At 67.8% G+C, this 26713-nt stretch carries 25 protein-coding genes; 15 read left to right on the plus strand and 10 right to left on the minus strand.

Features of this window, described 5'->3' with window-relative positions; translation table 11 throughout:
* Positions 1–42: 42 nt before the first annotated feature.
* The 3 genes from NA4_RS14530 (at position 43) to NA4_RS14540 (ending at position 4906) form a co-directional block, all read left to right on the plus strand.
* Positions 43–2253, plus strand: a complete 2211-nt coding sequence (locus NA4_RS14530) for a molybdopterin-dependent oxidoreductase (protein ID WP_084497092.1) — start codon at positions 43–45, stop codon at positions 2251–2253.
* Positions 2254–2264: 11 nt separating this feature from the next.
* On the plus strand, positions 2265–3974 hold the full coding sequence (locus NA4_RS14535; protein ID WP_067470097.1) for an FAD-dependent oxidoreductase: 1710 nt from the start codon (positions 2265–2267) through the stop codon (positions 3972–3974).
* Positions 3975–4036: 62 nt separating this feature from the next.
* The gene (locus tag NA4_RS14540; protein WP_084497093.1) at positions 4037–4906 is read left to right on the plus strand and encodes a methyltransferase domain-containing protein; all 870 of its coding nucleotides are present in this window, start codon (positions 4037–4039) and stop codon (positions 4904–4906) included.
* 11 nt (positions 4907–4917) lie between these two features.
* On the opposite strand, the gene NA4_RS14545 is transcribed toward NA4_RS14540, so the two are convergent.
* The 3 genes from NA4_RS14545 to NA4_RS14555 all read right to left on the minus strand — a co-directional run bounded on the left by NA4_RS14545 (position 4918) and on the right by NA4_RS14555 (position 6939).
* On the minus strand, positions 4918–5262 hold the full coding sequence (locus NA4_RS14545; RefSeq protein ID WP_067470099.1) for a hypothetical protein: 345 nt from the start codon (positions 5260–5262) through the stop codon (positions 4918–4920).
* The gene (locus NA4_RS14550; protein WP_067470102.1) at positions 5259–5495 is read right to left on the minus strand and encodes a hypothetical protein; all 237 of its coding nucleotides are present in this window, start codon (positions 5493–5495) and stop codon (positions 5259–5261) included. The genes NA4_RS14545 and NA4_RS14550 overlap by 4 nt, the downstream gene beginning before the upstream one ends.
* 268 nt (positions 5496–5763) lie before the next feature.
* Positions 5764–6939, minus strand: coding sequence for a helix-turn-helix domain-containing protein (locus NA4_RS14555; protein ID WP_067470104.1), 1176 nt, complete (start codon positions 6937–6939; stop codon positions 5764–5766).
* A 250-nt stretch (positions 6940–7189) separates the two neighbouring features.
* On the opposite strand from NA4_RS14555, the gene NA4_RS42585 reads away from it, so the two are divergent.
* The 4 genes from NA4_RS42585 (at position 7190) to NA4_RS14570 (ending at position 9239) form a co-directional block, all read left to right on the plus strand.
* A complete protein-coding gene (locus NA4_RS42585) occupies positions 7190–7864 on the plus strand; it encodes a hypothetical protein (protein WP_245671358.1) in 675 nt (224 codons plus the stop codon).
* Between the two features lie 163 nt (positions 7865–8027).
* Positions 8028–8354, plus strand: coding sequence for a hypothetical protein (locus NA4_RS42590; protein ID WP_245671360.1), 327 nt, complete (start codon positions 8028–8030; stop codon positions 8352–8354).
* Between the two features lie 244 nt (positions 8355–8598).
* Positions 8599–8826, plus strand: a complete 228-nt coding sequence (locus NA4_RS14565) for a ribbon-helix-helix domain-containing protein (RefSeq protein WP_067470142.1) — start codon at positions 8599–8601, stop codon at positions 8824–8826.
* Positions 8814–9239 carry a type II toxin-antitoxin system VapC family toxin gene (locus NA4_RS14570; RefSeq protein WP_245671362.1) on the plus strand — a complete coding sequence of 142 codons (426 nt, stop codon included), beginning with the start codon at positions 8814–8816 and terminating at the stop codon, positions 9237–9239. The genes NA4_RS14565 and NA4_RS14570 overlap by 13 nt, the downstream gene beginning before the upstream one ends.
* A gap of 140 nt (positions 9240–9379) precedes the next feature.
* On the opposite strand, the gene NA4_RS14575 is transcribed toward NA4_RS14570, so the two are convergent.
* The gene (locus NA4_RS14575; RefSeq protein ID WP_067470106.1) at positions 9380–11596 is read right to left on the minus strand and encodes a serine/threonine-protein kinase; all 2217 of its coding nucleotides are present in this window, start codon (positions 11594–11596) and stop codon (positions 9380–9382) included.
* Between the two features lie 271 nt (positions 11597–11867).
* On the opposite strand from NA4_RS14575, the gene NA4_RS14580 reads away from it, so the two are divergent.
* Entirely contained in the window at positions 11868–12977 is a 1110-nt protein-coding gene (locus NA4_RS14580) for a flavin-containing monooxygenase (protein ID WP_067470108.1), read from the plus strand.
* A 64-nt stretch (positions 12978–13041) separates the two neighbouring features.
* The gene (locus tag NA4_RS14585; protein WP_067470110.1) at positions 13042–14667 is read left to right on the plus strand and encodes a LuxR family transcriptional regulator; all 1626 of its coding nucleotides are present in this window, start codon (positions 13042–13044) and stop codon (positions 14665–14667) included.
* A gap of 88 nt (positions 14668–14755) precedes the next feature.
* On the opposite strand, the gene NA4_RS14590 is transcribed toward NA4_RS14585, so the two are convergent.
* Both NA4_RS14590 and NA4_RS14595 read right to left on the minus strand, forming a co-directional pair.
* Entirely contained in the window at positions 14756–15289 is a 534-nt protein-coding gene (locus NA4_RS14590; protein WP_067470146.1) for a DUF3145 domain-containing protein, read from the minus strand.
* A 95-nt stretch (positions 15290–15384) separates the two neighbouring features.
* Positions 15385–16218: a serine hydrolase domain-containing protein gene (locus NA4_RS14595; RefSeq protein WP_067470112.1), complete on the minus strand. Its 834-nt coding sequence runs from the start codon at positions 16216–16218 to the stop codon at positions 15385–15387.
* A 42-nt stretch (positions 16219–16260) separates the two neighbouring features.
* Between NA4_RS14595 and NA4_RS14600 the strand changes: the two genes are divergently transcribed.
* The 4 genes from NA4_RS14600 to NA4_RS41920 all read left to right on the plus strand — a co-directional run bounded on the left by NA4_RS14600 (position 16261) and on the right by NA4_RS41920 (position 19070).
* Complete coding sequence (locus NA4_RS14600) at positions 16261–17454, plus strand: serine hydrolase domain-containing protein (RefSeq protein WP_067470114.1); 1194 nt, start codon at positions 16261–16263, stop codon at positions 17452–17454.
* A 167-nt stretch (positions 17455–17621) separates the two neighbouring features.
* Positions 17622–17900, plus strand: coding sequence for a helix-turn-helix transcriptional regulator (locus NA4_RS14605; protein WP_067470116.1), 279 nt, complete (start codon positions 17622–17624; stop codon positions 17898–17900).
* A complete protein-coding gene (locus tag NA4_RS14610) occupies positions 17897–18433 on the plus strand; it encodes a hypothetical protein (protein WP_067470117.1) in 537 nt (178 codons plus the stop codon). Before NA4_RS14605 ends, NA4_RS14610 begins: the two co-directional genes overlap by 4 nt.
* Before the next feature lie 283 nt (positions 18434–18716).
* Positions 18717–19070: an iron chaperone gene (locus NA4_RS41920; protein WP_067470119.1), complete on the plus strand. Its 354-nt coding sequence runs from the start codon at positions 18717–18719 to the stop codon at positions 19068–19070.
* Positions 19071–19083: 13 nt separating this feature from the next.
* On the opposite strand, the gene NA4_RS14620 is transcribed toward NA4_RS41920, so the two are convergent.
* The 3 genes from NA4_RS14620 to NA4_RS14630 all read right to left on the minus strand — a co-directional run bounded on the left by NA4_RS14620 (position 19084) and on the right by NA4_RS14630 (position 22020).
* Positions 19084–20214, minus strand: coding sequence for an NDMA-dependent alcohol dehydrogenase (locus NA4_RS14620; protein ID WP_067470121.1), 1131 nt, complete (start codon positions 20212–20214; stop codon positions 19084–19086).
* 138 nt (positions 20215–20352) lie between these two features.
* A complete protein-coding gene (locus NA4_RS14625; RefSeq protein ID WP_067470123.1) occupies positions 20353–20883 on the minus strand; it encodes a DinB family protein in 531 nt (176 codons plus the stop codon).
* Between the two features lie 72 nt (positions 20884–20955).
* The gene (locus NA4_RS14630) at positions 20956–22020 is read right to left on the minus strand and encodes a phosphotransferase family protein (protein ID WP_084497095.1); all 1065 of its coding nucleotides are present in this window, start codon (positions 22018–22020) and stop codon (positions 20956–20958) included.
* Between the two features lie 80 nt (positions 22021–22100).
* On the opposite strand from NA4_RS14630, the gene pabB reads away from it, so the two are divergent.
* The gene (pabB, locus tag NA4_RS14635) at positions 22101–24329 is read left to right on the plus strand and encodes an aminodeoxychorismate synthase component I (RefSeq protein WP_067470125.1); all 2229 of its coding nucleotides are present in this window, start codon (positions 22101–22103) and stop codon (positions 24327–24329) included.
* 5 nt (positions 24330–24334) lie between these two features.
* On the opposite strand, the gene NA4_RS14640 is transcribed toward pabB, so the two are convergent.
* The gene (locus NA4_RS14640; RefSeq protein ID WP_067470127.1) at positions 24335–24832 is read right to left on the minus strand and encodes a hypothetical protein; all 498 of its coding nucleotides are present in this window, start codon (positions 24830–24832) and stop codon (positions 24335–24337) included.
* 255 nt (positions 24833–25087) lie between these two features.
* Between NA4_RS14640 and NA4_RS14645 the strand changes: the two genes are divergently transcribed.
* On the plus strand, positions 25088–26713 hold a 1626-nt coding region (locus NA4_RS14645; protein WP_084497097.1), incomplete at its 3' end, for a TerD family protein.

Consider the following 26713-nt stretch of genomic DNA (forward strand, 5'->3'; position numbering starts at 1 on the left):
GACGTCATGTTCAGATAATCTTCTCGCGGAGGCGACTACACCATGAGTGCGACCGGGGCAGCCTTCGACGCGTTGGTCAAGGCGGGACGGGTAAAGCTCGGTCTTGCAGCCGAGCACGGCACCACAGTGAAGGCTGCTTGCAACTTGTGCGAGGCGATCTGCGGGGTCGAGATCACCGTCGAGGGCGGGACGGCTGTCGGTGTTCGCGGCGACCGCGACGACCCGCTATCCCGCGGCCACGTCTGCCCCAAGTCCGTGGCGATGACCGACGTACACGGCGACCAGGACCGGCTGCGGCGGCCGATGCGCAAGATCGACGGGAAATGGGTGGAGGTGGACTGGTCCGAGGCGATCGATGCGGCGGCGCGCGGACTCGCTCAGACCCGGCTGCGCCACGGCGCGAATGCGGTGGCGGTCTACCTGGGCAACCCGTCGGTCCACAGCCTCGGCGCGATGACCCACGGGTCCGCGTTCGCCTCACTGCTGCGAACCCACAACCACTTCTCGGCATCTTCGGTCGATCAGTTGCCGCACCAGGTCGTTTCCGCACTGCTGTACGGGCACCAGTTCCTCCTTCCGGAACCGGATCTCGACCGGACCCAGCACCTCCTCATGTTCGGCGCCAACCCCCGTGCGTCGAACGGAAGTTTGATGACCGCTCCGGACATGGCGCGGCGCCTGCGGGAGATCCGCGAGCGCGGGGGTCGGGTCACCGTCGTCGATCCGCGCCGCACGGAAACGGCCGCCGATGCCGACGAGCACGTGTTCATCCGTCCCGGCACAGACGCCGCGGTGCTGTTGGCCATGGTGCACGTCATCCTGCGCGACCGCGCACCGCACCTGCCCGAATACATCACGGGCGTGGACGAGCTCCGAGACGCGGTCGCCGAGTTCACTCCCGAAGCCGCCGACCGTTTCAGCGGCGTGCCCGCCGCCACGATCACCCGCCTCGCCCACTCCTTCGCCGATGCAGGCCCCGCCGCCTGCTACGGCCGGTTCGGCGTTTCGACCCAGCGCCACGGCACCGTGTGCCAGTGGGCCATCCAGGTGCTCAACATCATCACCGGCAACCTGGGCCGCGAGGGCGGCACGCTGTTCACCGACCCGGCCATCGACATGACGCGGCTGCTCAACCCCGGCCATTTCGGCCGCCGCCGCAGCCGTGTGCGCGGGCTTCCTTCCTTCGCCGGGGAGTTTCCGGTCGCCGCACTTGCCGAGGAGATCACGACGCCGGGCGAGGGACAGGTCCGTGCGCTGCTGACGGTGGCGGGAAACCCGGTGCTGTCCACTCCAGCCGGAGCCGCACTCGGCACTGCCCTCGACGGCCTCGACTTCATGGTGGCCGTGGACTTCTACCTCAACGAGACCACTTGCCACGCCGACGTCATCCTGCCGCCGACCAGCGCGCTCGAACGAGACCACTACGACTTGGTTTTCCGGGCCTTCGCGGTACGCAATACCGCGAAATACTCTCCCGCGGTGCTGCCGAAGCCGCGCGGCGCGCGGCACGACTGGGAGATCTTCCGCGACCTCGGCTCGGCCTACCAACGCCACCTCGGCGGGGGCCGGATGCGGGTCTTGCGTCGTCGCCTCAGCAGGCCCGCCCTGGCCACCGAGGTGCGGCTGCGGACTCCACCGCGTCGGCTGGTGGACCTGCTCCTGCGCTTCGGCCGCTACCGGCTGAGCGTGCGCCGACTGCTCGCCCACCCGGCCGGGCTGGATCTGGGACCGCTGCGGCCAGGCGTCGAGCATCGCCTGCGCACTCCTGACCGCAGACTGAACCTGGTGCCGCCGCAGATCGCCGATGCTCTCGACACACTGCGCTCCGATCTGGGAGCAGCTCCAGGAGATCCGGGGTCACTGCTGTTGATCGGCCGACGGCATCTGCGCTCCAACAACTCCTGGATGCACAACTCCGCCCGCCTCGTCGCCGGCCCGCAGCGCCACCATCTGCTCATGCACCCCGCCGACGCGGCCCGCCTCGGACTGGCCGACGGGCCCGCCGTGCTGCGCTCGCGCACCGGCGCCGTACGGGTGGACGTCAGGCAGACCACCGACATCATGGCGGGCACGGTCAGCCTGCCCCACGGGTACGGGCACGCGGCGGCGGAAAGCCGGCTGTCCGTGGCCGCCCGCGTCGCGGGCGCGAGCGCCAACGATGTCACCGATCCGCTGTTCCTGGACACCGTCAGCGGAAACGCCGCCCTCAACGGAATCCCGGTCACCGTGGAACCGCTCCCCGACTCTCGCTAGCAAGGAACGCCATGCCTCACGTGATCACTCAGCCGTGCTGCAACGACGCCTCCTGCGTGCCGGTGTGCCCGGTCGGCTGCATCCACCCCACCCCCGACGAACCTGGCTTCGCCTCCGCCGAAGCCCTCTACATCGACCCTGCCAGCTGCATCGACTGCGGCGCCTGCGTCGCCGAGTGCCCGGTCGGGGCGATCACCCGCGACACCGCGCCCGCCGCGGCACCGTTCTTGGAGCTGGCCGAGGCCTACTACCAGCGCAACCCGCTGCCGCCCGGCATCCCCGATGCCCCGCTGCCCGCTGCGCGAGCCGAAGTCGGGGAACTTCGAGTCGCGGTGGTCGGCTCCGGTCCCGCAGGCGCATATGCCGCACTCGAGCTGCTCGAGCACCCCGGCGCGACAGTCACGATGTTCGACCGGCTGCCCACGCCGTGGGGCCTGGTGCGAGGCGGGGTGGCCCCCGACCACCCGTCCACCAAATCGGTCACCGACGTATTCGAGCGCGCCGCCGCCAACCGCCGCTTCCGCTTCCACCTCAATGTCGAGGTCGGTACCCACATCACCCACGACGAACTCGCCGCGGCACACCACGCCGTCGTCTACGCCTACGGAGCCTCCGGTGACCGCCGCCTGGGCATTCCCGGCGAGGACCTGCCCGGCAGCGCGTCGGCAACCGAGTTCGTGAACTGGTACAACGGTCACCCGGACTTCTACGATCGCACGTTCGACCTCTCCTGCCGCCGCGCCGTCGTCGTCGGCAACGGCAACGTCGCTCTCGACATCGCCCGCCTCCTGGTCGCCGACCCCGCGGAGCTCGCCGCCACCGATATGGCCGACCACGCCCTGGCCGCTCTGTCCACAGGCGCGATCGAGGAGGTCGTGGTCCTCGGCCGGCGTGGCCCCGCGCAGGCCGCGTACACCACTCCAGAATTGCTCGCCCTGACCGAACTCGGCGGCGCCGATGTCTTCGCGTTCTCCGACGAGGTCACGTTGGACCGCGACCAGCTCGCCGAACTCCGGTCGAACCCGCTCGGGCTGGCCAAAGCGCAGGCCGCCGCCGAACTCGCGACCCGCCGCTTCAGCGCGTCGCGCCGTATTGTGCTGCGCTACTTGACGTCTCCAGTGGAGATCATGGGCGATCAACGAGTCACCGGGGTGCGCGTGGCCCGCAATCGCCTCGAGCGCGGCCCCGGCGGCGACGTCCACGCTGTTCCGACCGGAATCGAAGAGACCATCGAGGCGGGCCTGGTACTCCGGGCAGTGGGCTACCGCGGCGCATCGCTCTCCGGCCTGCCCTTCGACCATGACCGCGGTGTGCTGCCCAACCACCAGGGCCGCGTCCTGCACGACCGGACCGGCGAACCCATCCCCGGCGTTTACACGGCGGGATGGATCAAACGGGGCCCGTCCGGAGGCATCGGCGCCAACAAGAAATGCGCCCTGGACACTGTGGCCGCACTCATCGCCGACTATTCCGCGGGATTGCTGCCCGCCCCGGCCGCCACCTCACAGGACCTCGACGCACTGGTCCGGCAGCGCCAGCCCGCTGTCGTCGGTGTGCACGAGTGGAGGACGATCGATCGGACCGAGCGCGACCTCGGCGCGGTTCAGGGACGGCCCAGGCGCAAGCTCGCCTCCTTCCCCGCCTTGCTCGCCGTTGCGCACGGAGACGATGCAATGCCGACGGTTCCACTGCCGATCGATGCAGACGGGTTCCGCCTGTAGTTGCGGTGGCCGTTCCGCCAGAGTGTTAGCCTGATGGTTGCCAATGGGATTACTGTCAGGGCATGCCGACCGAGCCCGCGTCGTCGCCACGCCCCGCCCCGTCATTCCATACGGACGCGATCGCTTTCGATCGCTCCCAGTCAGCCGGAGACGGCGCGTCGGCCGACGACGCGATGGCGGTGCTGGTCGGCATCCTCGACCTTCAGGCAGCGCTGCCCAGTATCCGGCGGATGCGCCGATGGGGGCGTGATGCCCTGGCCGTGGCACCCGGCGAGCACGCGCTGGACATAGGCGCCGGAACAGGCACGGAAGTGCTGGAATTCGCCGACCGTGTCGGTCCGGACGGCGACGCGGTCGGCGTCGATCCGAATCCCGCCATGCTCGACATCGCCCGTGCGCGCGCCGAGGCAGTAGGCTCGCGTGCCCGCTTCATCGAGGGCACCGCCTACCACTTGCCGTTTCCGGACGATTCGTTCGACGCCGTACGGTGCGAGCGCGTCTACCAGCACCTCGACGACCCCGCCGCCGCCACCGCCGAAATCGCCCGGGTCCTGCGGCCGGGTGGGCGCGTGCTGCTCATCGACAGCGACTGGTACACCGCGATCACGCATCCCGGCGACCCCGACGTACTCAGCCGCCTGTCGACGGCGATGCTCGCCGCCACCCCGAATCCGACGTCGGGCCGACGCCTGCGCGGCCTGCTCACCGGTGCCGGTTTCGCGATCGACGACATGGGCTCGGAGGCGGTTATCTGGGATCCGGAAACAGTCCGCCCCCTGTTCGCGCAGATGATCGACGGCGCCCAGGCTGAGGGGACTATCACCGAACAGGAGCGCATCGACCTGGACACCGCGATGGAAGCGGGCATAGCGATAGGCGACTACCACCTCTCGGTCACCATGTTCGCCGTCCTCGCCCACCAACCGGAGTGAGCCGCCAGCGCCTACCGTTGCCGACCCGCATCCGGGCGAATTCGCCCCGCCTCAACCAGTGCCCGCCAGGCAGCGGTCTTGCGGGGGCACTCACCGACGCGGCAGGCGCGGTGCCGCTGCATCGTCATCTGGGCTTCCACCACACTCATCGCAGTTTCGGGTGCGTCATGCGGAAAACCCATCGGCCAGACCGCGGTGTCCATGTCCGTCCGCTCTCGTCGCACTCGTTGCTCGATGTCGGCGACACTTCTGCCCTCCGGGAGCCGAACAGGCCACAACCACATAGCAATCCCGATCACCAGCGTCGCGAGCAGTGCAACACCGACGGCGACCGCGAGCAGTTGCCAGCCGCTCACGGCAACCTCCGGTACAGGTGATCGACCGGCAGCAGCGACGGCCACCGATACCCGCGCGGATAAGTCTGCTCCGGTGTGATCAAGTCGCATAGCTCGGTCACCGCACGGGCGAACGGTTGAGCATGCGCCAAACTCGGAACGATCACTGCAGCCGCGTCCAACACCCGGATCTGCTCGGCCGCCAACAGAGCCGCGACCCTGATCCCGGTAGCGAGCACGACTATCTCCGCCAAGAAATAGCCTCGTGCACAAGCTATTTCCCGAATCGTTCCCTCATCATGAGATTCACCGTCGACGCATACCGCCCGTCGAATTATGCCCAGCGCATTCGGCCCCAGCGGCATGCTTGGACAGCTGTTCTCCCCGTACATCCCAGTCACTCCCCTGCTCGGCGTATTGGTGAGCACCCGCCGCCGAGGAGCCGACGAGAGGCGGCATCAACCCGACGGCGGGGCCAGGCAATAGCCTGCCGCCCGAGCGCATGGCGGCGATTACAGAGCGCTATACCGTGTGCGGGTCGATGCCGAGACTTTGCGCCAAGCTGTGCAGGCGGCCGTCGATCGCTAGACGGCGGGCGCGGCGAGCAAGGGCCGAAACGGAGTCGAGGATCATCGGGTCCATGCGAGTGCGCTGCGGATCGACCATTTCAGCCTCCGAGAATGCCCGCACGGCATCGGAATCGTTGCCCGCTGCGGTCAGTGCGTGGCCATAGTCGGTCCAGAAGTAGACCACCCGATTAGGCGCCCGAACCGGCCGTGGATCGACGGTGCGCGCTACCTCGATGGCCCTATCGATGTCACCGAGTTCCCTTGCCACCGACACATGCCAGATTGCCGCGCTGGTTGGCCCGAACCACAGGAGACCGAATCCCCCATCAGCCGTCTCACCGAGCGACCGCGCTTCCGCGTATGCCTCGTCGAGTAGGTCGAATGCGCTACTCGACTGCCCCGCAATCGCGTTGGCGATCGAACCACGGCACAGCAGATTCCCGTAGGCCTGACGCACCCGGGACGTGCCGAGGAACGGTTGCATCTCGGTCGCGGTGCGGGAAGCCAAGCGAGCGGCTAACGCAGCGTTCTCCGGCGGCATCGCGTTGAGCCGGGAAATCTCGGCCAGCCCAATCCATTCGGGAAGCTCGAGATTCCGGGCACATCGAAGCCCGGCATCCGCGATGCCCGCCGCGAGGTCTGGGAAGCCCACACCTTTGGCCAGGAACCGAGCGTTGAACGTCAACTCGACAAACTCTGGTCCACTGAAGTAGAAAGCGTCACGCAGCAGCTCGGCCATCCCCGGAGCCAGTGCGGCGTAGTCCGCGTTGTTACGCAGAATCGTCGACCGATCGACCGCTTCGCGCACAGCTTCCCGAGGACGCTCTGGCTTACGGCGCTCACCGGCCGCGATCTCGACACAGGCAGACCTGATGTCCGGAATAGCCGCCATAGCAACAGCCTTGGCCGGATCGGTTGGGTCTCCCGGTTGCCCGAGTAGCTGCGCAACAGTGACGTTGAGGGCGCGAGCGATCGCAACCTGAGTCGCCCGCCGATCCAGCGCACGCTGACCGCTTTCGATCTGCGAGATGTAACCCTGTGTCAACCCGGCACGATCCGCCAGAACCTTCTGGCTGATCCCGCCCCGCCGCCTCCGCCAATACCGGATGCGCTGTCCGGTGTGCTCCATATCTCGAGCGTAGGTGGCCCCGCGCACACACACCAGGCTGTCAGCCGATGGATCGCGACACCATTCACTCAGTAGAGCGGCAGCACCAGAATCTGGTGCGTCTACGAACTGTTTAGGGCCGGTATCAGCGAGAATCGTCCAATTGGGCTTGACCCATCGAGCTAGTGGCGAGAGGGGTACGAACGTGTACAGCTACGACGACAACGCCCCGGTCGGCAAGCGCATCCGGTGGCATCGCGAGCGTGCCGGGATGTCGCGGCCGGTCCTCGCGGGCCTGGTCGGTCGATCAGTCGAATGGCTGAAAGCGGTGGAGAATTGCCACCTACAGAGCCCTCGGCTTTCGATGCTCTTGCGGATCGCCCGCGCGCTCGAACTCGCGGATCTCGCCGCGCTGACGGGCGATGAGCACGCTGTGCCAGTATCGGTGTTTGCAGGTGAACAACACGCCGCGCTGACTGATGTGCAAACGGCGCTGATCGACTATCACCTGATAGCTCCGAGCCGCCCGCCTGGAACCAAGAACTTGGCTTTACGGCTCCACCAGGCGTGGCAAGTACGCCACTCGAGCCCGGATCACCGGACGCAGCTCGGCGCGCTGCTGCCCGGATTGATCAGAGACGCACAGGGCGCAGCGCGAGTGCCTGGCGACGACCGCCGCGCCGCTCGACGCGTTCTTTCCGGCGTCTATCAACTCACGGACTTCTTCGTGGCGTATCAGCCTGCGGCAGAACTGGTCTGGCTTGTCGCCGATCGCGCGCTGAACGAGGCGTACGAGGCAGACGATCCGTATCTGATCGCGTGCGGTACGTGGTCGATGGTTCAGGCATTGCGTGACAGCGGTCGCTGGGGACGAGGGAATAGCGTTGGCGCGCAGCGCGATATCACAGCTCGCGCCCTATCTCGACCAAGACGGCAGCCCGGATGATCGACGAGGTATCACCGGGGCACTCCAAGCTGAGCTCGCGTACGTCCATGCCCGCCGGGGTCGTTATGGCGACGCCTGGGCGCACTGGGAAATAGCCAGCCGGATCGCCCATTCACTGGGACCGACCTACCGCCACATCCAAACCTCGTTTTCGATCCCGGTGATGCAAGCACACGCGACGACGCTCGGAGTAGAACTGCGCCGACCGGGCGAGGCGTTGCGCGCGGCGGGCGCGGTCGATGCCGACCGGATAGAATCCGTACCGCGCCGCAGCCGCCATTTCATCGAGGTGGCCCGCGCCCATTACCAGCGTGACGAGTTCGTCGCCGCCCTTGCGCTACTGAACAAATCGGAGCAAACAGCTTCCGAGACGATCCGGTACAACGGCTACGCGCGTGAGATCCTGCACGTGTTGCGGAAACGTCCGCCATCAGGAATGCGCGACGACGTTCGGGATCTGTGCGATCGAGTCGGCCTCCCAGCACAGTGACGAGCGGACCGGCGTCAGCGATCCGCTGTCTCCACCTTGGTGTACCCCCGCAATCCAAGGTGAGGTGGCTGAAGTGTCGGAAGGTTCGACGCGTGCGCAGGCCGACGAGGCTTGTATCGAGCTCGGGGGCTATGGGTAACACGCCCAGCGCGGCGAGCAACTTCTTCTGCTCGGCGCCACCTCGGCGCCGATCGATGCGAGGCAGGAATCCACAGTGCACCAGACGCGGGTATGCTGGCATACCATGAAGCGTACGACGGTGAAACTGCCGGATGACCTGGACAGCCGAGTTCGGCACGAAGCCGCCCGGCGACAGATGACCGTCTCCGATTGGACCCGGGAAGCCATCGCGGCTCATTTGCCAGGGTCGAGTGAAACCCGCAGGTTCGGGGCCGCCGGAGCGGGACACAGCGGGCGCTCGGACATTTCGGAGCGGATCGAGGAGATCCTGCGCGGGGAGTGGGACCGATAACGCGGCTGCTGGTCGACGCCGGCCCGCTCTACGCCTACGTCGACGCCGACGATGCACACCACGACCCCTGCCTGGACCTGCTCCAACACCACCGAGGCCCCCTCGTTGTCCCGACCCTGGTCATAACCGAAGCGGCCTATCTGATTGCAACCAGGTTGGGCACGGACGCGGAAGTTCGGTTCCTCGGAGACTTCGCCGAAGGCTTATTCGAGGTTGAGCCGGTACACCCCAGCGATTGGCTGCGCATCGCGGAGTTGACCTCGCGGTATCGAAATTTGCCGCTCGGCACCGCCGACGCTTCTGTCATCGCGGCAGCCGAACGACTCGGGATACGCCAAGTCGCAACGCTGGATCGCCGCCACTTCTCTGTGGTCCGGCCCAGACACGTCGACTCCCTCGAGATCCTTCCGTGAACGAGCCGGTCAGCACCACGACCGCCTCCCATATCTGCGCGACCGGGTCGGCGTGACAACGCACTGATGCGAGAAGTAGCGGGCCGCCCGCAGGTGTACGGACCGTACGGTTCAGCAGTGAGCAGCCCGCAGCCGATTCGCTAGACCACCCGCTGGAGCGCACGCAGGTCGGCGTCCAGCTTCCGGAACAACCAGTAGACGGCGACGAAGGCGAGCCCGGAGGCCGCGCACAGTCCGAGCACCGAGTCGCGGACGAGCGGAAGCTCCGCGGGCTCGAGACCGGCGCTGAATCCGGCCAGTACCCCGACCAGCGGCACCGACGCCGTTACCGCGAGATAGACCGTGGTTCTGCGCCGCAACGCGTGCAGGTCGGCGAAGTCGCGGGCCGTCGTGCGGCCGTGGCGCAGATAGATGGGGTAGACACAGCGGACGATGTAGAAGGTCGAAAGGAAGAACGTGTAGGCGACGGAGATGGTGCCCGCTACCAGCACGGTCGTCGCGGCATGAACCAGCAGCCGCGTCGGAATGTCGGTGAACCAGTGCAGTAGCAGTACCCCCGCCACGGTCGCGGCCACCGAGAACAGAAAAGTGAGCATCGCGCAGAAATCCCCCCACAGCAGTGTTCGGGATCGCACCCGCGCGAGCATTGCCTCGTCGTAGCGTCTGCCGTCGCGTAGGCCGCGGGGAACCGCGACCAGATCACGCGAGACGGCTCCCCAGATGAGGATGGCCAGCGGCCAGGCACAAAGATTGAAAATCAGGACGCCCCTGTCCAGCTGCGCATTGGTGGCATCGGACAAGAGCCCTCTGATCAGTGCGTGGGTATGCACCGCCAGGTAGGCCGACGCGACGCTGATGCCGACCAGCGAAGACAACCACAGGATGGGGATAGTCCACCGCGAAAGCCGTGCCCGCCAACTGTCCGGCAACGGATAGACGAGATCGCGAGCCCTTTCCTCGAGGCACAAGTCGAGTTGCTGGGCCAATTCCGAACCGCACGAGTAGCGGTCTTCGGGGTCGGGCGACAGGCACTTCAGCAGCACCCCGCGCAGCGCCATGGGGCAATCGGGGGGAAGCTCCGATAGGAACGCCGGATCGACCGGTCTGCGCCGCAGTTCGAGCATGCGGGCCAGCGACGTCTCCGACTCGCCTGCGGATGTTTCGTCCGCGAATGGGCGGCGCCCGGTCAGCAACTCCCACAACATGACACCGAGCGCGAAGAGGTCGCTGCGGGTGTCGAGGTCGGCGGCGGTTCCCGGCAGGTCCGGATGGCAGGCCTCCAGCTGTTCGGGCGACATGTACGACAGTGATCCGCCGAAGTACGCCAGCGGACTCGTGCCCTTGACGCGTTGACTGAAGCTGACGTTGAAGTCGGCCAATTTCGGAATTCCCTCAGCGCTCAGCAGCACGTTCGCGGGTTTGATGTCCCGATGCAGCACGCCGCGTTCGGAGGCGTGCTGCAGGGCGTCCGCCAGTCGGCGGCCCAGCCAGGCGACGGTCTCCGGCCAGGTCAGCGTGGCCGTCCGTGCTCGGACAGCCGACTCGGAGGGCCGAACCTCGCCCTTATCGGCCAGTTGCTTGTCGACGGCGTCGAGCAGCACCTGGCCACTGCGCTGTTCAGCAGGCGTCGAGCGCAGCAAGCGCAGCACGTCCAGCAGCGTTCCCCCGGGTAGGTACTGCATGTAGAGCAGCCTCAGCTCGCCATCGGCGATGAGCCGCTGGTCGAAGATGCGCACGATGTACTCGTGGTCCAATTGGGCGAGGGTCTGCGGCTCGCTGCCGTGGTTATGGGAGATCTTGACCGCGACCAGTCGCTGCATCGACTGTTGCCGAGCGAGATACACCTGGGCGAACGCGCCCGCTCCGATCCGCATCAGGAGATCGAAATCATCCACATGGTCGCCGACATTGATGGCGTCGAGCGAGACCTGGGCACTCGGACGAGCGATCATCGTGCTGCGGTAGCCGCTCGTGAGCTGTGCGAACTCAGGGTCGGCCGCCTGGGCGGTGACCTCGGCGGACCTGGTGGCCGTCTCGGATGTCCGCGAGCTGCGGCGCAGCGCGTGGAATTCCTCGTACAGCAGCGCGTCCGGCAGCGGAGCATCGCGCAGCTCCGCGAATTCGGCACGATATTCGATCAGTCGTTTGGGAAAGTGATAGCGAACCCAGCGATATTCGAGGTCGATCTTGATCAGTTCGATCAGTACCGTACGCCGCTCGGCCTGATCATGAGGCAGGTACCGAGCCAGGTCGGGGGGCGACCCGGACGCCCAAGCGTCGGAAAACCGCGCCACGGCGGTGGCCAGCGCTGTGCGCGTCCGTTCCGCTGAATCGAGCGGATCGATCGGCTCCTGCATCGGTAGCCCGGGATCAACCGCAGGAAGTCACACGGCGGCTACCCGATGCGTATAGCAGTTGCCCCACGCCATCTCCTTTCCGCCGCACCTCCTCTGCTCAAGGGTATCGCTCCGAGACGAGCTAATGGGTAGCAACGGTCGCGGCGGGCTGGATGATGTGGGTGTATCGACCCATGCAGGCAGAACCGGAGATGGTTGGATCGCCCGACGCGCGATGGGGTGGTGCGCTCCTAGCGTCGGAGGCATTCACCACCACATTCGGGAGGCCGCTATGACTACGCAGTACATCGAGACACTCATCATCGGCGCCGGGCAGGCCGGGTTGTCCACCGGCTACCATCTGCGCCGGCTCGGCCGGCCGTTTCTGATCGTGGACCGCAGCGAGCGGATCGGCGACAACTGGCGCAGGCACTACGACTCGTTGCGGCTCTACACACCCGCCAAGTACACCGGCCTGCCCGGGATGCCGTTCCCGGCCGACGACCGGTGGAGCTATCCCGGCAAAGAACAAGTGGCCGAGTTCCTGGAGCGGTACGCCCTGCATCAGGATCTTCCTGTGCGCATGCGTACCGGCGTCGACCGGCTGACAGCCCGGTCGGGTGGCGGCTACCTCGCCCGAATCGGCGAGGACACGATCACGTGCGACAACGTGGTCATCGCGACGGGCACATTCGGCCGGACACCGTACGTGCCGGAATTCGCCGCGGAACTGGACCCGGGAATCACGCAACTGCATTCCAGCGAGTACCGGCGGCCGGACCAACTCCAGCCCGGACCCGCGCTGGTGGTCGGCGCATCGCACTCGGGGACCGATATCGCCTACGAACTGGCGGCCACCCGGCCGACCATCCTGTGCGGTCGCGATTGCGGACAGATTCCGGTGCGCTGGGACTCCCGCTCGATCAAGATCGCCCTGCCGGTGCTGGTGTTCCTGTGGCGGCATATCGTCACCCGCCGGACACCGATCGGACGAAAAGCGATGCGGGAAACGAGACTTCATGGTGGACCGATGCTGCGGGTCAAGCGCGAGGACCTGGTCGAGCGGGGCGTACGGCGGCTGACCGCGCGAATGGGCGGGGTGCACAGTGGGCTGCCCGAGTTGGACGACGGCACCGTGCTCGACGTGCGAAATGTCGTCTGGGCGACCGGCTTCCGACAGGTATTCGACTGGATCGACGTGCCGGTCATCGGTGACGACGGCTGGCCGCGAGAGTACCGTGGCGTTGTCGACGAGATGCCCGGGCTGTTCTTCTGCGGCCTGAGCTTCCAGTACGCGTTCTCCTCGATGGTGTTCCCCGGCGTGGGCCGGGATGCCGAATACGTCGCGCACCGGGTCGCCGCACGAGCGAAAGAGCGGTCCAGCATGCGAGCGGCGGCCTGACTCCGACCGGCATGTGCCCACCTCGTGACGTCCAGCGCGTATCCTGCCTACCAGGTGATACGCGATGGGCGTTGTCGACAGCTTGCTACGAGCTCGGGAGGCGTACGAGCGCCGGGAATGGCTGGCCGCTTTCGACGCGCTGTCCGATCTGGACGCGGCCGCACTCGACGGTGACGATTTCGCGCGACTGGCGGCGGCGGCCTATCTGACCGGCCGCACCAACGACAGCGTCCAGGCGATGCAGCGTGCCTACCAGCTGCATCTGGACGCCGGCGACCGGCTCGCCGCGGTCCGCAGCGCCTTCTGGCTGGCACAGACCTTGCTGACCACCGGCGAGTCCGCCATCGGCGGCGGGTGGGTGGCCAGAGCTCAGCGGCTCCTGCGTGACGTACCGGGGGATGTGGTGGAACGCGGCTATGTACTGGTCTCGGTGATGTTCCGCCATATTTTCGCGGGTGAGTTCGCCGACGCCGCTCGATACGCGGATGAGATCACCGACTACGGACGGACCTTCCACGAACCCGACCTGACCGCGATGGGGTTGAGTGCGCAGGGCAGGCTCGCCCTGTATTCCGGTCGGGTTCGTGACGGGCTGTCGCTCATGGACGAGGCGATGGTCTGCGTCTCCTCCGGGAACGTATCGACGATATTCGCCGGCCATATCTATTGCACGATGATCGAGGCGTGTCAGGAGATCTCCGATCTCGGCCGAGCCGAAGAATGGACGATGGCACTGACCAGCTGGTGTGCCGATCAGCCCGGCCTCGTGCTGTTCACCGGCCAATGTGCCGTGCACCGTGGGCAACTGATGCGGATGCATGGAGCCTATGACGCGGCGCTCGAGGAGTTCGGGCTTGCCGTCCGCCGCTACATCGCGACCGAGACGACAGCGGCCGCCGGCTTGGCGATGGCCGAACGCGGGGATGTATTTCGCATCCGCGGCGATTACGGCGAAGCCGACCGGGCCTATCGCAGCGCGCTCGCGTACGGCCATGAGCCACAGCCGGGACTGGCGCTGCTCTGGCTGGCCCGCGGCCGCGCCGCGGCAGCACTCGGCGCCGTGCGGCGCCTGGTCGCCGAGGCGACCGATCCGGTGCACCGTTCCCAGATCTTGCCCGCCGCGCTCGAAATCCTGCTCGCCTCTGGTGAATTCGATGAGGCGGCCGACCTGAGCGCGGAGTTGACGCAGATCAGCGCTGGTTTCGGCTCCGCCGCGTTACGGGCTATGGCCTGCTACGCCAAGGGCTGCGTTGCCCTGGCCCAGACCGAATACGCCGCAGCCATCCCGGAGTTGCGGCGCGCGGCGCGGACCTGGTCCGACCTCGGCGCACCGTACGAGACGGCGCGGTGCCGGGTCTCGATCGGCCGAGCAGTGCGCGGCCTCGGCGACGAGGATTCCGCTTGCTCCGAATTGGCCGCAGCCCGACGCGTCTTCGCCCAACTCGGCGCGGTTCCGGACGAACGTGCGGCCACCGAACTATTGCGTCCGTCCGCGCCCTGCGGGCTGACCGAGCGAGAGCTCGAAGTACTGCGTCTGGTGGCGGCCGGGCGAAGCAACCCGGAGATCGCCGCGAACCTGGTCCTCAGCGAGAAAACCGTGGCGCGCCACCTGTCCAACATCTTCGCCAAGATCGACGTGACTTCGCGAACCGCGGCCGCCGCCTTCGCCTATGAGCACCAATTGGCCTGAGCGTGCCGCGGCGCGTATTGCAGTCCGCGCTACGCCCCTTCGGAAGCGGCCGCAGAAATCCGGCAGCCGTTGCCGCAGTTCGGCGCAGCTACCCCACATCCCGGCGCAGCCAGGTGACCTCGGCGCCGGATTCCCCTCCGTAGCGGTAGATTTCGAGGTCCTCGTCCCATGCGGTGCCGAGGGCGCGGTCGATTTCGGCGGCCAGATCGTAGGCGGAGTACTTGCCGAGTTCGCGGGTGGCTTGGAGCATGGCGCGCAGGCGCATTTCGCCGATCATGACGTCGCCGTTGGCGCTGGTGGAGCCGTGCCAGAGACCGAGGCCGGGGACGAAGCTGTAGCGCTCGCCGTCCACGCCTTCGCTGGGGTCCTCGGTCACCTCGAAACGCAGCACCGGCCACGAGCGCAACGATTGGGCGATCCGGGAGGCGGTGCCGACGGGGCCGATCCATTCGCTGGTCGCACGCAGCTGTCCGTCGGCCGGTTGCGCGGTCCAGCGCAGCTTCGCAGGGGCGCTCAAGGCCGAGGTCAGCGCCCACTCGACATGCGGGCACAGCGCGGCAGGCGACGAGTGGATGTAGACCACACCCGCCGTCGCGTCCGCGAACTGACTCGATGCGCGCACCACCAACACCTCCAGCTTCGACGAGGAACGTCTTCCCCAACGACTCATCGAACTGGCGTTGCCCGAGTCTACTGGAGTGCCCGAAGTTACACGTGTTACTTCACAGCCGTGTTGCGTGCGGCTGCCACCTCCGCGACAACCGCATCGCTGAGCGGTGGCCAGGCCGCCCGCGCCCAGTCGCCGAAATTCTCGTCGCTCAAGGCGAGACACGCCAAACCCGTTCGAGGGTCAACCCACAAAAATGTCCCGGATTGGCCGAAATGTCCATAGGTTTGTGGCGAATTCGTGCTGCCGGTCCAGTGCGGCGTCTTCCCGTCGCGGATCTCGAAGCCCAGGCCCCAGTCGTTGGGACGCTGCGAGCCGTAGCCGGGGAGCACGCCGCCCACGCCGGGGAACTGAACGGAGGTGGCCTCGGCGTGCGTCTGCGCGGAGATCAACCGCGGGTTCAGCAATTCGGCGGCGAAGCGGGCGAGATCCGCGGCGGTGGACCGTGCGGCGTGCCCGGCCGAACCGGTCAGCACCGAGGCCGTCATCCCCAGCGGCGCGAACACCGCGTCGCGCAGGTACTCGTCGAACGCGATCCCGGTCTGCTCGGTGACGAACTCCGCGAGCACCTCGAAGCCCGCGCTGGAATAGATCCGTTTGGCGCCGGGGGCGGCTTGGACATCGGTCGTGTCGAACGCGAGTCCGGAGGTGTGCGCCAGCAGATGACGCACCGTGGCGCCGGGCGGCCCGGCGGGCTGGTCGAGTTCGACCGCGCCCTCTTCGACCGCGACCAGAACGGCGTAGGCGACCAACGGCTTGGTCACCGAGGCCAGCGGGAACACCCGGTCGACATCGCCCTCGCTCGCGGTTTGCCCGTCCGCGCTGACCACCGCCGCCGCCGCGTGCCGGACCGGCCATTCCCGAATCTGCTCGAGTGCTCGCACCCTGCGAGCCTACGAGAGCCGCGTCAGTACCATCGAGTCGCCATGACTGAAAAGCCCACTGTTCACGGCGACGTCGCGTCCGGTTTCGGACCGGTCGCCGACGCCTTCCGCCGCAACTTCGCCCAGCACGGCGAAATCGGCGCCGCGGTCGCGGTCTACGCGGGCGACCGCCCGGTGGTGGACCTGTGGGCCGGTTTCCGTGATCGGCAGCGCACGCTGCCGTGGGAGCAGGACACGATCGTGCCGGTGTTCTCCTCGACCAAGGGCATGGCGGCGTTCACCGTCGCCGCCGCGGTGAGCAGGGGCCTGCTCGACTACGAGCAGCCGGTGGCGACGTACTGGCCGGAGTTCGCCGCGCACGGCAAGGACGCGGTGACCGTGCGTCAACTGATCGATCACCAAGCCGGGCTGTCGGGGCTGAGCGACATCGTCCGGTTGTCCCAGATCGCCGATCTGGACGGGCTCGCCACCATTCTGGCCGCGCAGAAGCCCGCGTGGCGGCCCGGCACCAGGCACGGCTATCACGCGATCACTCTCGGGCTGTACCAGGGCGAGTTGCTGCGCCGGGTGGACCCGCAGGGCCGCACGCTCGGGCGCATCTTCGCCGAGGACATCGCCGCGCCGCTCGGCACCGACTTCTTCATCGGCCTGCCCGCCGAGCAGAGCATGGACCGCATCGCCACGCTGTCGGCGACCCGCGGCCTGGACGTGTTGCGCTACGAGCGGGATATCCCGCTGCGGATCGGCGCGGAGATCTACGCCAAACGCGGGCTGTCCTACGCGGCGCTGACCAACCCGCGCTGTGGAGCCCCTGCACGGGCGACCCGACGCGAATTCCTCGAAGTGGAAATGCCGGCGCACAACGGCGTCGGCAGCGCCCGCGCGCTGGCCAAGGTCTACGGTGCCGCGGGAGGCCGCACCGGCGCGCTGCCCATCGATGACGCGCTGCTCGACCGGCTCGCCGCGGCCGAGACCGCCGACGACGTCCCCGCCGACGACTTGGTGCTGCACACCAAGAGCCGCTACCACCTCGGCTTCCGCAAGTCGCGCGGCACATTCCGGTTCGGCTCGGACAGGCGCGCCTACGGCACCACCGGACTTGGCGGCTCGTTCGGATTCGCCGACCCCGCAACAGGTCTGGGCTTCGGTTACACGATGAACCGGCTGGGCCTCGCCGTCCTCGACGACGTCCGCAGCCGCAACCTGCGCGAAGCCCTGCTGCGCTGTCGCATCTGAGCACCGCCAGTCGCCGTGGTATCGGCGGCAAACAACGGAAAGGCTGCTCAGAGCACATTTCGTGAGCATCACACGCCGCCTCGCGGCTGTGGGTGCCTGCACAGCTCAGCGGCCGCGGGCTGCTTCCAACGTTGACGAGCTGTTGGGTTTATGCAACAGTTTGTTGCATGAGTCCCGTGAGACGTGGGAAAAATCTTCCCATTTACAACCGCATCGGGGTGTTGCGCGCTGAGCGGAGAATGAGCCGGGTCCAGCTTGCCGAGGCGATCGAGGTGAATCCGCAGACGGTCGGGGCGCTGGAGCGGGGCGATCACTATCCGAGCCTTGATCTGGCGCTGCGGATCTGCGAGGTGTTCGGGCTGCCGGTCGAGGCGGTGTTCTCGCGGGAGGAATTCGCGCCGCTGTCCACAGCGGTCTATCGGAACGACAGAGGGGATATTCGATGACGCACCCGAATCTGCTGGAGCGCTACCAGGCTCGCCGGACCCGCCGGTTCGAGTTCTACGCCGAGCGCTGGGCCCACCTGCTGCCGCGGTGGCGGACGCGTCGCCGCCGCCGACTGCTCGTTGTGGCCCTCGCGACGATGTTCCTGGCCCTGGCGGTCGTCGCGGTGCTGACCGCGTGCGGTCTGGAGCGGGGACCCCTGCTGTGGGCGCCGGCCTGTCTGGTGTTCTTTCCGCTGTGGATCTCGCTCCAGATCGTCTCGGGACGCCAAGCCGACGCGCCTGTCGGTGCCCTGGACGAATGGGAGATCGAGCAGCGCAACGCGGCTCGTTCGGTGGGGCTCACCCTCACCCAGACGCTGGCGATGATTCCCGCGATCTGGCTGATCATCGTGGGCGGGTTCACCGACCTCGACAATATCCAGGCGGCCTACGCGGGCGGGTTGATGCTGCTGACCGCGCTGCTCGTCGGCGGCTGCGCCCCGACGATGATCCTGGCCTGGACCCGCCCCGACGCGGAACCGGAGGACGTGTGATCAACCTGCTCGCCGGAGACCTGATGCTGCCTTCTCGTCGAACGCTGGGCACTCGATGACGACAGCACCCGTCTACCAAGGTTCTCGCCGGGGCAGTGCCGGACCTGATCGACGCCGCGGCAATCCGGTTGACCGGGCCAGGCGACCGCACCCGTCCGGAACACACCGCGGTGGCGGCGAGCGGCGCGCCGAACCGTCACAGCCGCGGATCCGGCGGGTCGGCCGGATACACTCACGGCGTCCAGCTCAGCGAAGTATCCCATCGTGGAATCGAGGGGACATCGTGGCGGAACAGCCGACCACCATCGACGCCTACCTCGCCGCGGTCCCCGAGGACGTGCGAGGAGTCCTCGAAGCGATCCGGCGCACCATCCGGACAGCGCTACCGGATGCGACCGAGGCGATCAGCTACGGCATTCCCACATTCCGGCTGCACGGTCACAACATCGTGCATTTCGCGGGCTGGAAGCAGCACGTGAGCGTCTATCCGATCCCTGAAGGCGACCCGGCGTTGCAGCGCGCGGTCGAGCCGTACCGCGCGGGCAAGGGGACGTTGAAATTCCCGCTCGGCAAGCCGGTCCCGTACGACCTGATCGCGCGGATAGCAACCGAACTCGCCGAGCGGGGGCAGGACTGAGTTTCCGCCGCGGTTACCAGTCGGCTTCGGTGTACTTGATGATGCCGCGAATGTTCTTGCCGTCGAGCATGTCCTGGTAGCCCTGGTTGATCTCCGCCAGGGAGTAGCTGCGGGTCACCATGTCGTCCAGGTTGAGCTGGCCGGACTTGTACAGCGCGAGCAGGCGCGGCGCGTCCTGGCGGGCATTGCCGCCGCCGAAGATGCAGCCCTTCACCGTCTTCTGCAGCATGGACAGCAGGAAGCTGTTCAGTTTGACGTCGTTCTCGTCCATCCGGCCCATCGAGGTGACCACCAGGGTGCCCGCCTTGGCGGTGAGGATCAGGCCCTCCTCGATGTACTCGCCGTGCATCTCGCCCATGGTCAGGATGACCTTCTCCGCCATCCGGCCCTCGGTGGCCTCCATCAGCGGCATGATCGCGGCGGCCATGCTCTCGTAGGTGTGTGTAGCGCCGAACTTCTGCGCCTGTTCGCGCTTCCACGGATTCGGGTCGACCGCAACGACTTTCGAGGCTCCCGACAGCACCGCGCCTTGCAGCGCGCTCATGCCGACGCCGCCGATGCCCGCGATCACCACGGTCTCGCCGGGGGTCACCTGGGCGACGTGGGTGGACGAGCCGAAGCCGGTGGGCACGCCACAGCCGACCAGGCAGGCCACCTCGAACGGAATGCTCGGATCGATCTTCACCACCGAGGTGTGGTGCACCGTCATGTAGGGCGCGAAGGTGCCCAGCAGGCACATCGGGATGACGTTCTCGCCCCTGGCCTGGATGCGGTAGGTGCCGTCGCTGATCGCCTGGCCGAGCAGCAGGCCCGCGCCCAGGTCACAGAGCGCCATGTGCCCGGCCACACAGGCCGGACAGCGGCCGCACGCGGGGATGAACGACAGGATCACGTGGTCGCCGACCTGCAGGTCGGCCGGACAGTTCGGACCGAGTTTCGTGATCACGCCCGCGCCCTCGTGCCCACCCATCACAGGGAAGGACGGCATCGGGGTCGCGCCGGTCACGATGTGGTGGTCGGAGTGGCACATGCCCGCAGTCTCCATGCGGATCTGCACCTCGCCGGCGACCGGGTCGCCGATCTCGATCTCCTCCACCGACCACGGCTGGTCGATCCCCCACAGGATCGCGCCCTTTGTCTTCATTCCTGTCGACCCTCTCGCATGCACGTGCTTATATGTGACTGCACCCACAGTACGAGAAAAATGTAACGCGTTCTAGTACTGCCTCGGAAATTCGGGCATAGAGCGCGACTCGGATCCGGAACGCGTTACAGTCTGCCGTCAGCCGCGGACATCATGCGCATGGTGCACCAGATCGTGGACGAAGTACCGCGCGAAGGAATCCACCGTGAACACCGCCCCGTCGCTGCGCGCGCCGCGCAGTCCACGCCGGGCCTGTGGAACCGATTCGAACGAGCGCGCCACACGCTCGGCGGCCTCGGCCAGCTCCGCCGCGACCCGGGCCGGATCCTGCTCGTTGTAGCGGTCGGCGATCGCCGTGGCGTCCTGGTCCCAATTGGCGAAACGCGGGATCTCGCCATCGGGGTCACCGGCCAGCATCAGGCCGAGCCGGGTATCGAAGAGGCGGCACACATCGCGCACGTGGGCGCCGTATTCCAGGGCCGACCAGGTGGATTCGTCCGGCCGGGCGCGGACGCCGGTGCGGTCGAGCACCGCCGCGAATCGGACGGCCGTCTCGCGGGTCAGCGCGGGCACGGCTTCGTAACTGGTCGCGGCGGCGTCGAAACCGCACTCGGGACAGGCGCGTTCGAGCACCCAGGTCCAGTCCTTGACATCGGGAACGATCGGCATGCGGCCAACCTAAGGGCGGCCGAGTCGCACCTGCTACCGATTTTCGGTCAACTATCGGCAACATCCCGACAATCACTCCATGAGCCGGTGCGCCCGCTCGAACAGCTCCAGCGTGATCGCGTGCAGGAAATCGCCGACCTGCTGGGGCGCCTTGCCCGCGAACGCGCGGGCGTGCGTGCCCTCCAGAACGATGCCGAGCTTGAAGCAGGCCAGCACCGTGTACCACGGCATGGCGCTCAGATCCCGATCGGAGAACTGCCCGTAGTGCGCGATCATCTCCGCCGCGCTCGGCAGCCCGCCGACCGCGCCGAGCTTGCCGACCAGCGCCGCGGCGGCGGTACCCGGCTCCGGCCGGGTGGCGATCTGCCAGCCGAGGTCCAGCAGCGGGTCGCCGATGGTGGACATCTCCCAGTCCACCATCGCCGCCACCTGCGGGCCGTCGTAGGAGAACATCATGTTCGCCAGATGACAGTCACCGTGCAGGATGCCGGGGGTCCACTCGGCCGGACGGTTGCGGTCCAGCCATTCGCCCACCGACGCCACGCCGGGAATCTCCGGGCCGGGGTAGCCCTCGTTGGCCGAGTACGACTCCAGTTCACCGAGCCAGCGCGGCACCTGGCGTTCCAGGAAGCCCTCCGGCTTGCCGTAATCGGCCAAGCCGAGCGCCTGGTAGTCCAGCGTGCCGAGCCGCGCGATGGCCTCGACCGCGGACAGGCCCATCTGCCTGCGCAGCTCCGGATCGCTCGCGTGCGGCTCGGGCAGTTCGTTCTGCGGATTGAAACCGGTGATCGGCTCCATCAGGTAGAAGACCGCGCCCAGCACCGATTCGTCGGCGCAGGCCGCGATCACCCTCGGCGCCCGCACCTCGGTGCCGCCCAGCGCGCCGAGCAGACGGGCCTCCCGCCGGATCACGTCGTTGCTCTTGGCCCGCAGGTGCTTGGGCCCGCGGCGCAATACGTACGTCCTGCCGCCGCGGGTGAAGCGGAGCATGATGTTCTGCGTGCCGCCACCCAGCGCGGTCACGCCCTCGAATTCGCCCGCGGGCAGACCCTGCTCATCCATCCACTTGCCGACCACGGCGAAGTCGACGACCGCGGGGTCCACGTCAACCGGTTGCGCAACAGACATGCCCCACATTGTGCACCACCGGACCAGCCGAACTGAAGGCAGATGACAACAGTTTGCTTCGACCGGCGCGGCGTAGGGTTTCGAGCACCATGCACACGCTGTTGATCGACAATTACGACTCCTTCACCTACAACCTGTATCAGCTGATCAGCGAGGTGAACGGCGTCGAGCCGACGGTCGTGCGCAACGACGGGGCGCGCACGGTCGCCGAACTCGGTCTGGCTCGCTTCGACAACGTGGTCGTCTCACCGGGACCGGGACGGCCGGACGTGCCGCGCGACGTGGGAATCTCCGCGGCGGTGCTCGAGGAGACCGACCTTCCCCTGCTCGGAGTGTGTCTCGGCCACCAGGGCATCGTGGTCGCGGCAGGCGGTGTGGTCGCCGAGGCGCCCGCCGCCAGACATGGCTACCTCGATCGGATCGAGCACGACGGCCGGGATCTGTTCGAGGGGATCCCGCAGGGCTTCACCGCCGTGCGCTATCACTCGCTGTGCGCATTGCGGCGGCTGCCGGACGATCTGGAGGTCACCGCGGTGGCCGCCGACGGCGTCGTCATGGGCGTGCGGCACCGCACCCGCCCGCAGTGGGGAGTGCAGTTCCATCCGGAATCGATCGCCAGCGAGTTCGGCGCGGCACTGCTGCGCAACTTCGCAAAACTCACTGCGGCGCATCGGGTCCCGCCGAGCCTCCCGGATTCGCGGGTATCGGTCGTGGTGGAGCCCGAAGTCGTGCCGGAGGCGGTTGGCTTCTCGCCGCCCGTGCCACCGGCATCCGCCGCGACGCGCGCTCCGCTGGCGCCCGCGCAGTTCCCTGCCGCCGCGGCGGGATTCGAGCGCTCACGCGAAACCTCCTCAGCACGAACTCCCACCGATCCCCCACCACGGCCGACCTTCCAGCTCCAGCAGGACGTGATCGAGCGGGCCATCGACACCGAGAGCGCTTTCGTGCGGTTGTACGGCAACTCCCCTACGGCGTTCTGGCTGGACAGCGAGCACGTGGAACCTGGAGTGGATCGGTTCTCCTTCCTGGGCGACGCGAGCGGTCCGCTGGCGGAAGTGCTGCGCTACCGCGTCGGTGACGGCGAGGTGACCGTGGAATCCTCCGACGGGCACCGGCGCACCGCCCGCGGCGGCATCCTCGACTTCCTCGCCGCCGAGTTGCGGACCCGCAGGCTCGAACTGCCCGATCTGCCATTCGATTTCGCCGGTGGATACGTCGGCTACCTCGGCTACGAGGTCAAAGCCGATTGCGGCGGCACCGCGGTCCATCGCGCGCCGACCCCGGACGCGCAATGGATCTTCGCCGACCGGCTGGTGGTGGTCGACCACGTGGGCGGGCGGACACATCTGCTCGCCCTGAGCGACACACCGGAAACGGCCCGATCCGGCGCGGACTGGCTTCGCGATACCCGCGAGACCTTGGAACCCCTTCCGACCTGGTCGAATCCGCCGACGCTCGAGCTGCCGCCGGACGGCGACGCGGCCGCACCGCTGTTCACCCGCGGCCGGGAGCGCTATCTCGCCGACATCGCGGTCTGCCAGGAGCGCCTGCACGCGGGCGAGTCCTACGAGATCTGCCTCACCGACAATGCGACGATCCCCGCCGCCGCGGCCGACGGTCTCGACTTCTATCGCACGCTGCGCCGCTGCAACCCGGCGCCCTACGCCGCCTACCTGCGCTTCGATGACCTCGACATCGCCTGCTCGTCGCCGGAGCGGTTCCTGAAGATCAATCGTCACCGCGTTGTGGAGAGCAAGCCGATCAAAGGCACCGCGCCGCGCGGCGCCACGCCCGAACAGGACCAGCGCCTGCGCCGCGAGCTGGCCGACAGCCCGAAGACCAGGGCGGAGAACCTGATGATCGTCGACCTGCTGCGCAACGATCTGGGCCGGGTCTGCGAGATCGGCAGCGTGTACGTGCCGAAGCTGATGGCCACCGAGCAGTACGCGACGGTGCATCAGCTGGTGTCGACGGTGCGCGGCAGGCTGCGGCCTGAGGTCGGCGTGGTCGACTGCCTGCGTGCGTGTTTTCCCGGCGGCTCGATGACCGGCGCGCCGAAGCTGCGCACCTGCGAGATCATCGACGAACTGGAAACCGAAGCGCGCGGAGTCTATTCGGGCACCATCGGCTTCCTCGGGCTCGGCGGCACCGCAGACCTCAACATCGTGATCCGCACCGCCGTGCGCTACGACGGCCGCTGGCGGATCGGGGCGGGCGGCGCGATCGTGCTCGACTCGGACCCGGAAGACGAGTACCGCGAAGTCCTGCTCAAGGCGGCCGCCACGTTGCGTGCCGCCGCCGATCATGCACACCGCTGATCTCGCTATGTGCGCCGCTTGCCCGGCTTTCGCGGCGGCGGCTCGGTCTGCTGCTGCTCCGGTGCGCTCAGGCCGGTCAGCTTGCCGAGCAGCGAGATGCCCGGCAACTTGGCCAGCTTGCCGAGCACGTCCTCGCCGAGCGAGATCATCGCCTCCAGCCTGGGGAGCAGCCGGTCGTAGGCGGCGAAGGCCGGGTCGGCCAGCGCCAGGGTGCGGTCGAGACGATCGATCGTCGAATTCAGCCGCTCGACCGCGACCGAGAGGCTTTCGATCAGGTCGGCCAGCTGCCCGGCCAACTGCGCCGAGGCGGGCGGCAGCCGCACCGCCGCGTCGAACGCCGATGACGCGGTCAGCTGGGCGGCTTCCAGCGCCTGCCCCGCCGCCGTCTGGGCCGCTTCCACCGCGGCCTGCGCGGCGTTCAGGATGTCGGCGGGGCCGGGCACGCGCCCGCCGGGCAACTTCGGGGTCGACGGCTTACGACCCGGGGGTTTCGGGTTCGTCATGAGAACACTGTGCCGTACCAGACGGGGGCAGCGCGGTATTGCCCGAACCAGCCGGTTTGTGTCAGATTCGGCCCGACTGCCTCGGCACGCCGTGGAGCGCGAGCGATCGCGACTCGGCCTCGGTGCGATTTCTCCGGACGCCGCGCGTTTCAGCGGGGCCATGGCGTCTCTGCGCGCAAGCACGATCCCGCCCCGCCGAGCGAGATCCCCTCGCGCGTTCGGCGTGTCGGAGGGTCGTGGCATAGTTCGAGCACCATGAAACTCAGCAAGGGCGCGAACGCAGCAGTACCGACATCGCTTCTAGCCGTGGTCGTTTCATGGCGATCGGAGCATGCGGTGGACGCGCACGCCTTGCTGCTGGACGCCTCCGGCGCGGTTCGCTCGGACCGGGACCTGGTGTTCTACAACGCACCCCGGCATATCTCCCAGGCGGTCACGCTGGATCAGGAACCCGCCCCGCGGACCGCGCGGCTGAGCGTCTCGCTGCCGCGCACCGAAGCCGATGTCGATCGCATCGTCGTCGCCGGCTCGCTGGACGAGGGGACCTTCGGCGACATCCACGGGTTGACCGTCGCCGTGCACGCCGTCGACGGCGCCGTCGTGACCTTCGACATCGACGACCTGGACGCGGTGCCCGCCCTGATGTTCGGCGAGTTCTACCGCCGCGACGGGCAGTGGCGGTTCCGTGCCATCGGGCAGGGCTGGTCCAGCGGACTGTCGGGGTTGGTCACCGAGTTCGGCGTGCAGGTCAACGATCCGTCCGAGCACGCCCGCACCACGCACCCGGCCAACCCGTTCCGGGTGCACCATCCCGCCCGCACTTCACCTGCGCAGGAACGGCTTTCGACGCGGCAGATACCCGGGACGCCTGCGCCCGCCGACCTGCCCCAAGTCGCTGCGGCCCGGCATCGCCCGCACGGGCAACGCCCCTCCGGCCCGTCGCGCGGGAACGAGGAGTCGGCCACGGCGCCGCTCGCGCGTCCGGTCGGGTCGAGCGGAGTCTCGGAAGACGCTCCAGTATTACGGACCACCGAGGACCACAGGCCTGCCGACGTCATCCCGGGACAGGGCGAACACCTGTGGTCGACACAGCCTGGCCACGGCGAATCCGCATGGCCTCGCACCGAGGTACTCGACCGTGTGGGGCCCTCGGACATGCCCCGGACGCCCACCCAACGTCCGGTCGATCTGACCCGGCACACCACGGAAGCCGCACCGGTCACTCCCCCGAATCCTGAACGCGCCGATTGGCATCCGGACCCGGACAACCCGCAGCGCATGCGCTGGTGGGACGGTACGGAATGGACCGCGGACGCCTACCTGCCTCCTCCACCCGGCGGTCGGCACTGCGAACGCTGCGGAACTACCCTGCGCCGCAAGCTGTTCGGCGGCCTCGCGCCGTGCGGGCGGTGCGAGCCGGAGATCGAGGAGTACCTCACCCACTGGCACGCTCGGGCCTGGCGGGTACTCACCACGCACGGCCCGCGCGGCCCGGAATGGGCGGCGCTCTGGGCGTCGTTGCGCTACCAGCGCATCGATGCCGACGCGGGTCGCTTCGCGCTGCGCGATCTGGCGCAAAGTTATGTGGAGCGCCTGGTCACCTTCGCCTTCGCCGACGGCGAGGTCAGGGAGGCGGAACTGGAACTGTTCGAGCAGGCGGTGACCGAACTCGGGCTCGGCGGTCCGCTGATCGAGGACCTGCGCCGGCGCATGCACCGCGGCAACACGCTGTACCGGCTGCGCTCGGGCGACCTGCCGATGGTTCGCACGCCGGGCCTGCACCTGGACCCCGAGGAGGCGGTGCATCTGGATCTGCCCGCGACGCACGTGCGTCAGCTGGCCCGCGGTCCGAAGCTCACCGAGGGCAGATTGATCAGCAGC

It is taken from the genome of Nocardia amamiensis NBRC 102102, assembly GCF_001612745.1.
GTDB lineage: Bacteria > Actinomycetota > Actinomycetes > Mycobacteriales > Mycobacteriaceae > Nocardia > Nocardia amamiensis.

Coding starts and splice junctions, on each gene's coding strand:
- NA4_RS14530 (WP_084497092.1), top strand. CDS start 43: ATGAGTGCGACCGGGGCAGCCTTCGACGCGTTGGTCAAGGCGGGACGG.
- NA4_RS14535 (WP_067470097.1), top strand. CDS start 2,265: ATGCCTCACGTGATCACTCAGCCGTGCTGCAACGACGCCTCCTGCGTG.
- NA4_RS14540 (WP_084497093.1), top strand. CDS start 4,037: ATGCCGACCGAGCCCGCGTCGTCGCCACGCCCCGCCCCGTCATTCCAT.
- NA4_RS14555 (WP_067470104.1), bottom strand. CDS start 6,939: ATGGAGCACACCGGACAGCGCATCCGGTATTGGCGGAGGCGGCGGGGC.
- NA4_RS42585 (WP_245671358.1), top strand. CDS start 7,190: ATGTCGCGGCCGGTCCTCGCGGGCCTGGTCGGTCGATCAGTCGAATGG.
- NA4_RS42590 (WP_245671360.1), top strand. CDS start 8,028: ATGCAAGCACACGCGACGACGCTCGGAGTAGAACTGCGCCGACCGGGC.
- NA4_RS14565 (WP_067470142.1), top strand. CDS start 8,599: ATGAAGCGTACGACGGTGAAACTGCCGGATGACCTGGACAGCCGAGTT.
- NA4_RS14575 (WP_067470106.1), bottom strand. CDS start 11,596: ATGCAGGAGCCGATCGATCCGCTCGATTCAGCGGAACGGACGCGCACA.
- NA4_RS14580 (WP_067470108.1), top strand. CDS start 11,868: ATGACTACGCAGTACATCGAGACACTCATCATCGGCGCCGGGCAGGCC.
- NA4_RS14585 (WP_067470110.1), top strand. CDS start 13,042: ATGGGCGTTGTCGACAGCTTGCTACGAGCTCGGGAGGCGTACGAGCGC.
- NA4_RS14600 (WP_067470114.1), top strand. CDS start 16,261: ATGACTGAAAAGCCCACTGTTCACGGCGACGTCGCGTCCGGTTTCGGA.
- NA4_RS14605 (WP_067470116.1), top strand. CDS start 17,622: ATGAGTCCCGTGAGACGTGGGAAAAATCTTCCCATTTACAACCGCATC.
- NA4_RS14610 (WP_067470117.1), top strand. CDS start 17,897: ATGACGCACCCGAATCTGCTGGAGCGCTACCAGGCTCGCCGGACCCGC.
- NA4_RS14620 (WP_067470121.1), bottom strand. CDS start 20,214: ATGAAGACAAAGGGCGCGATCCTGTGGGGGATCGACCAGCCGTGGTCG.
- NA4_RS14625 (WP_067470123.1), bottom strand. CDS start 20,883: ATGCCGATCGTTCCCGATGTCAAGGACTGGACCTGGGTGCTCGAACGC.
- NA4_RS14630 (WP_084497095.1), bottom strand. CDS start 22,020: ATGTGGGGCATGTCTGTTGCGCAACCGGTTGACGTGGACCCCGCGGTC.
- pabB (WP_067470125.1), top strand. CDS start 22,101: ATGCACACGCTGTTGATCGACAATTACGACTCCTTCACCTACAACCTG.
- NA4_RS14640 (WP_067470127.1), bottom strand. CDS start 24,832: ATGACGAACCCGAAACCCCCGGGTCGTAAGCCGTCGACCCCGAAGTTG.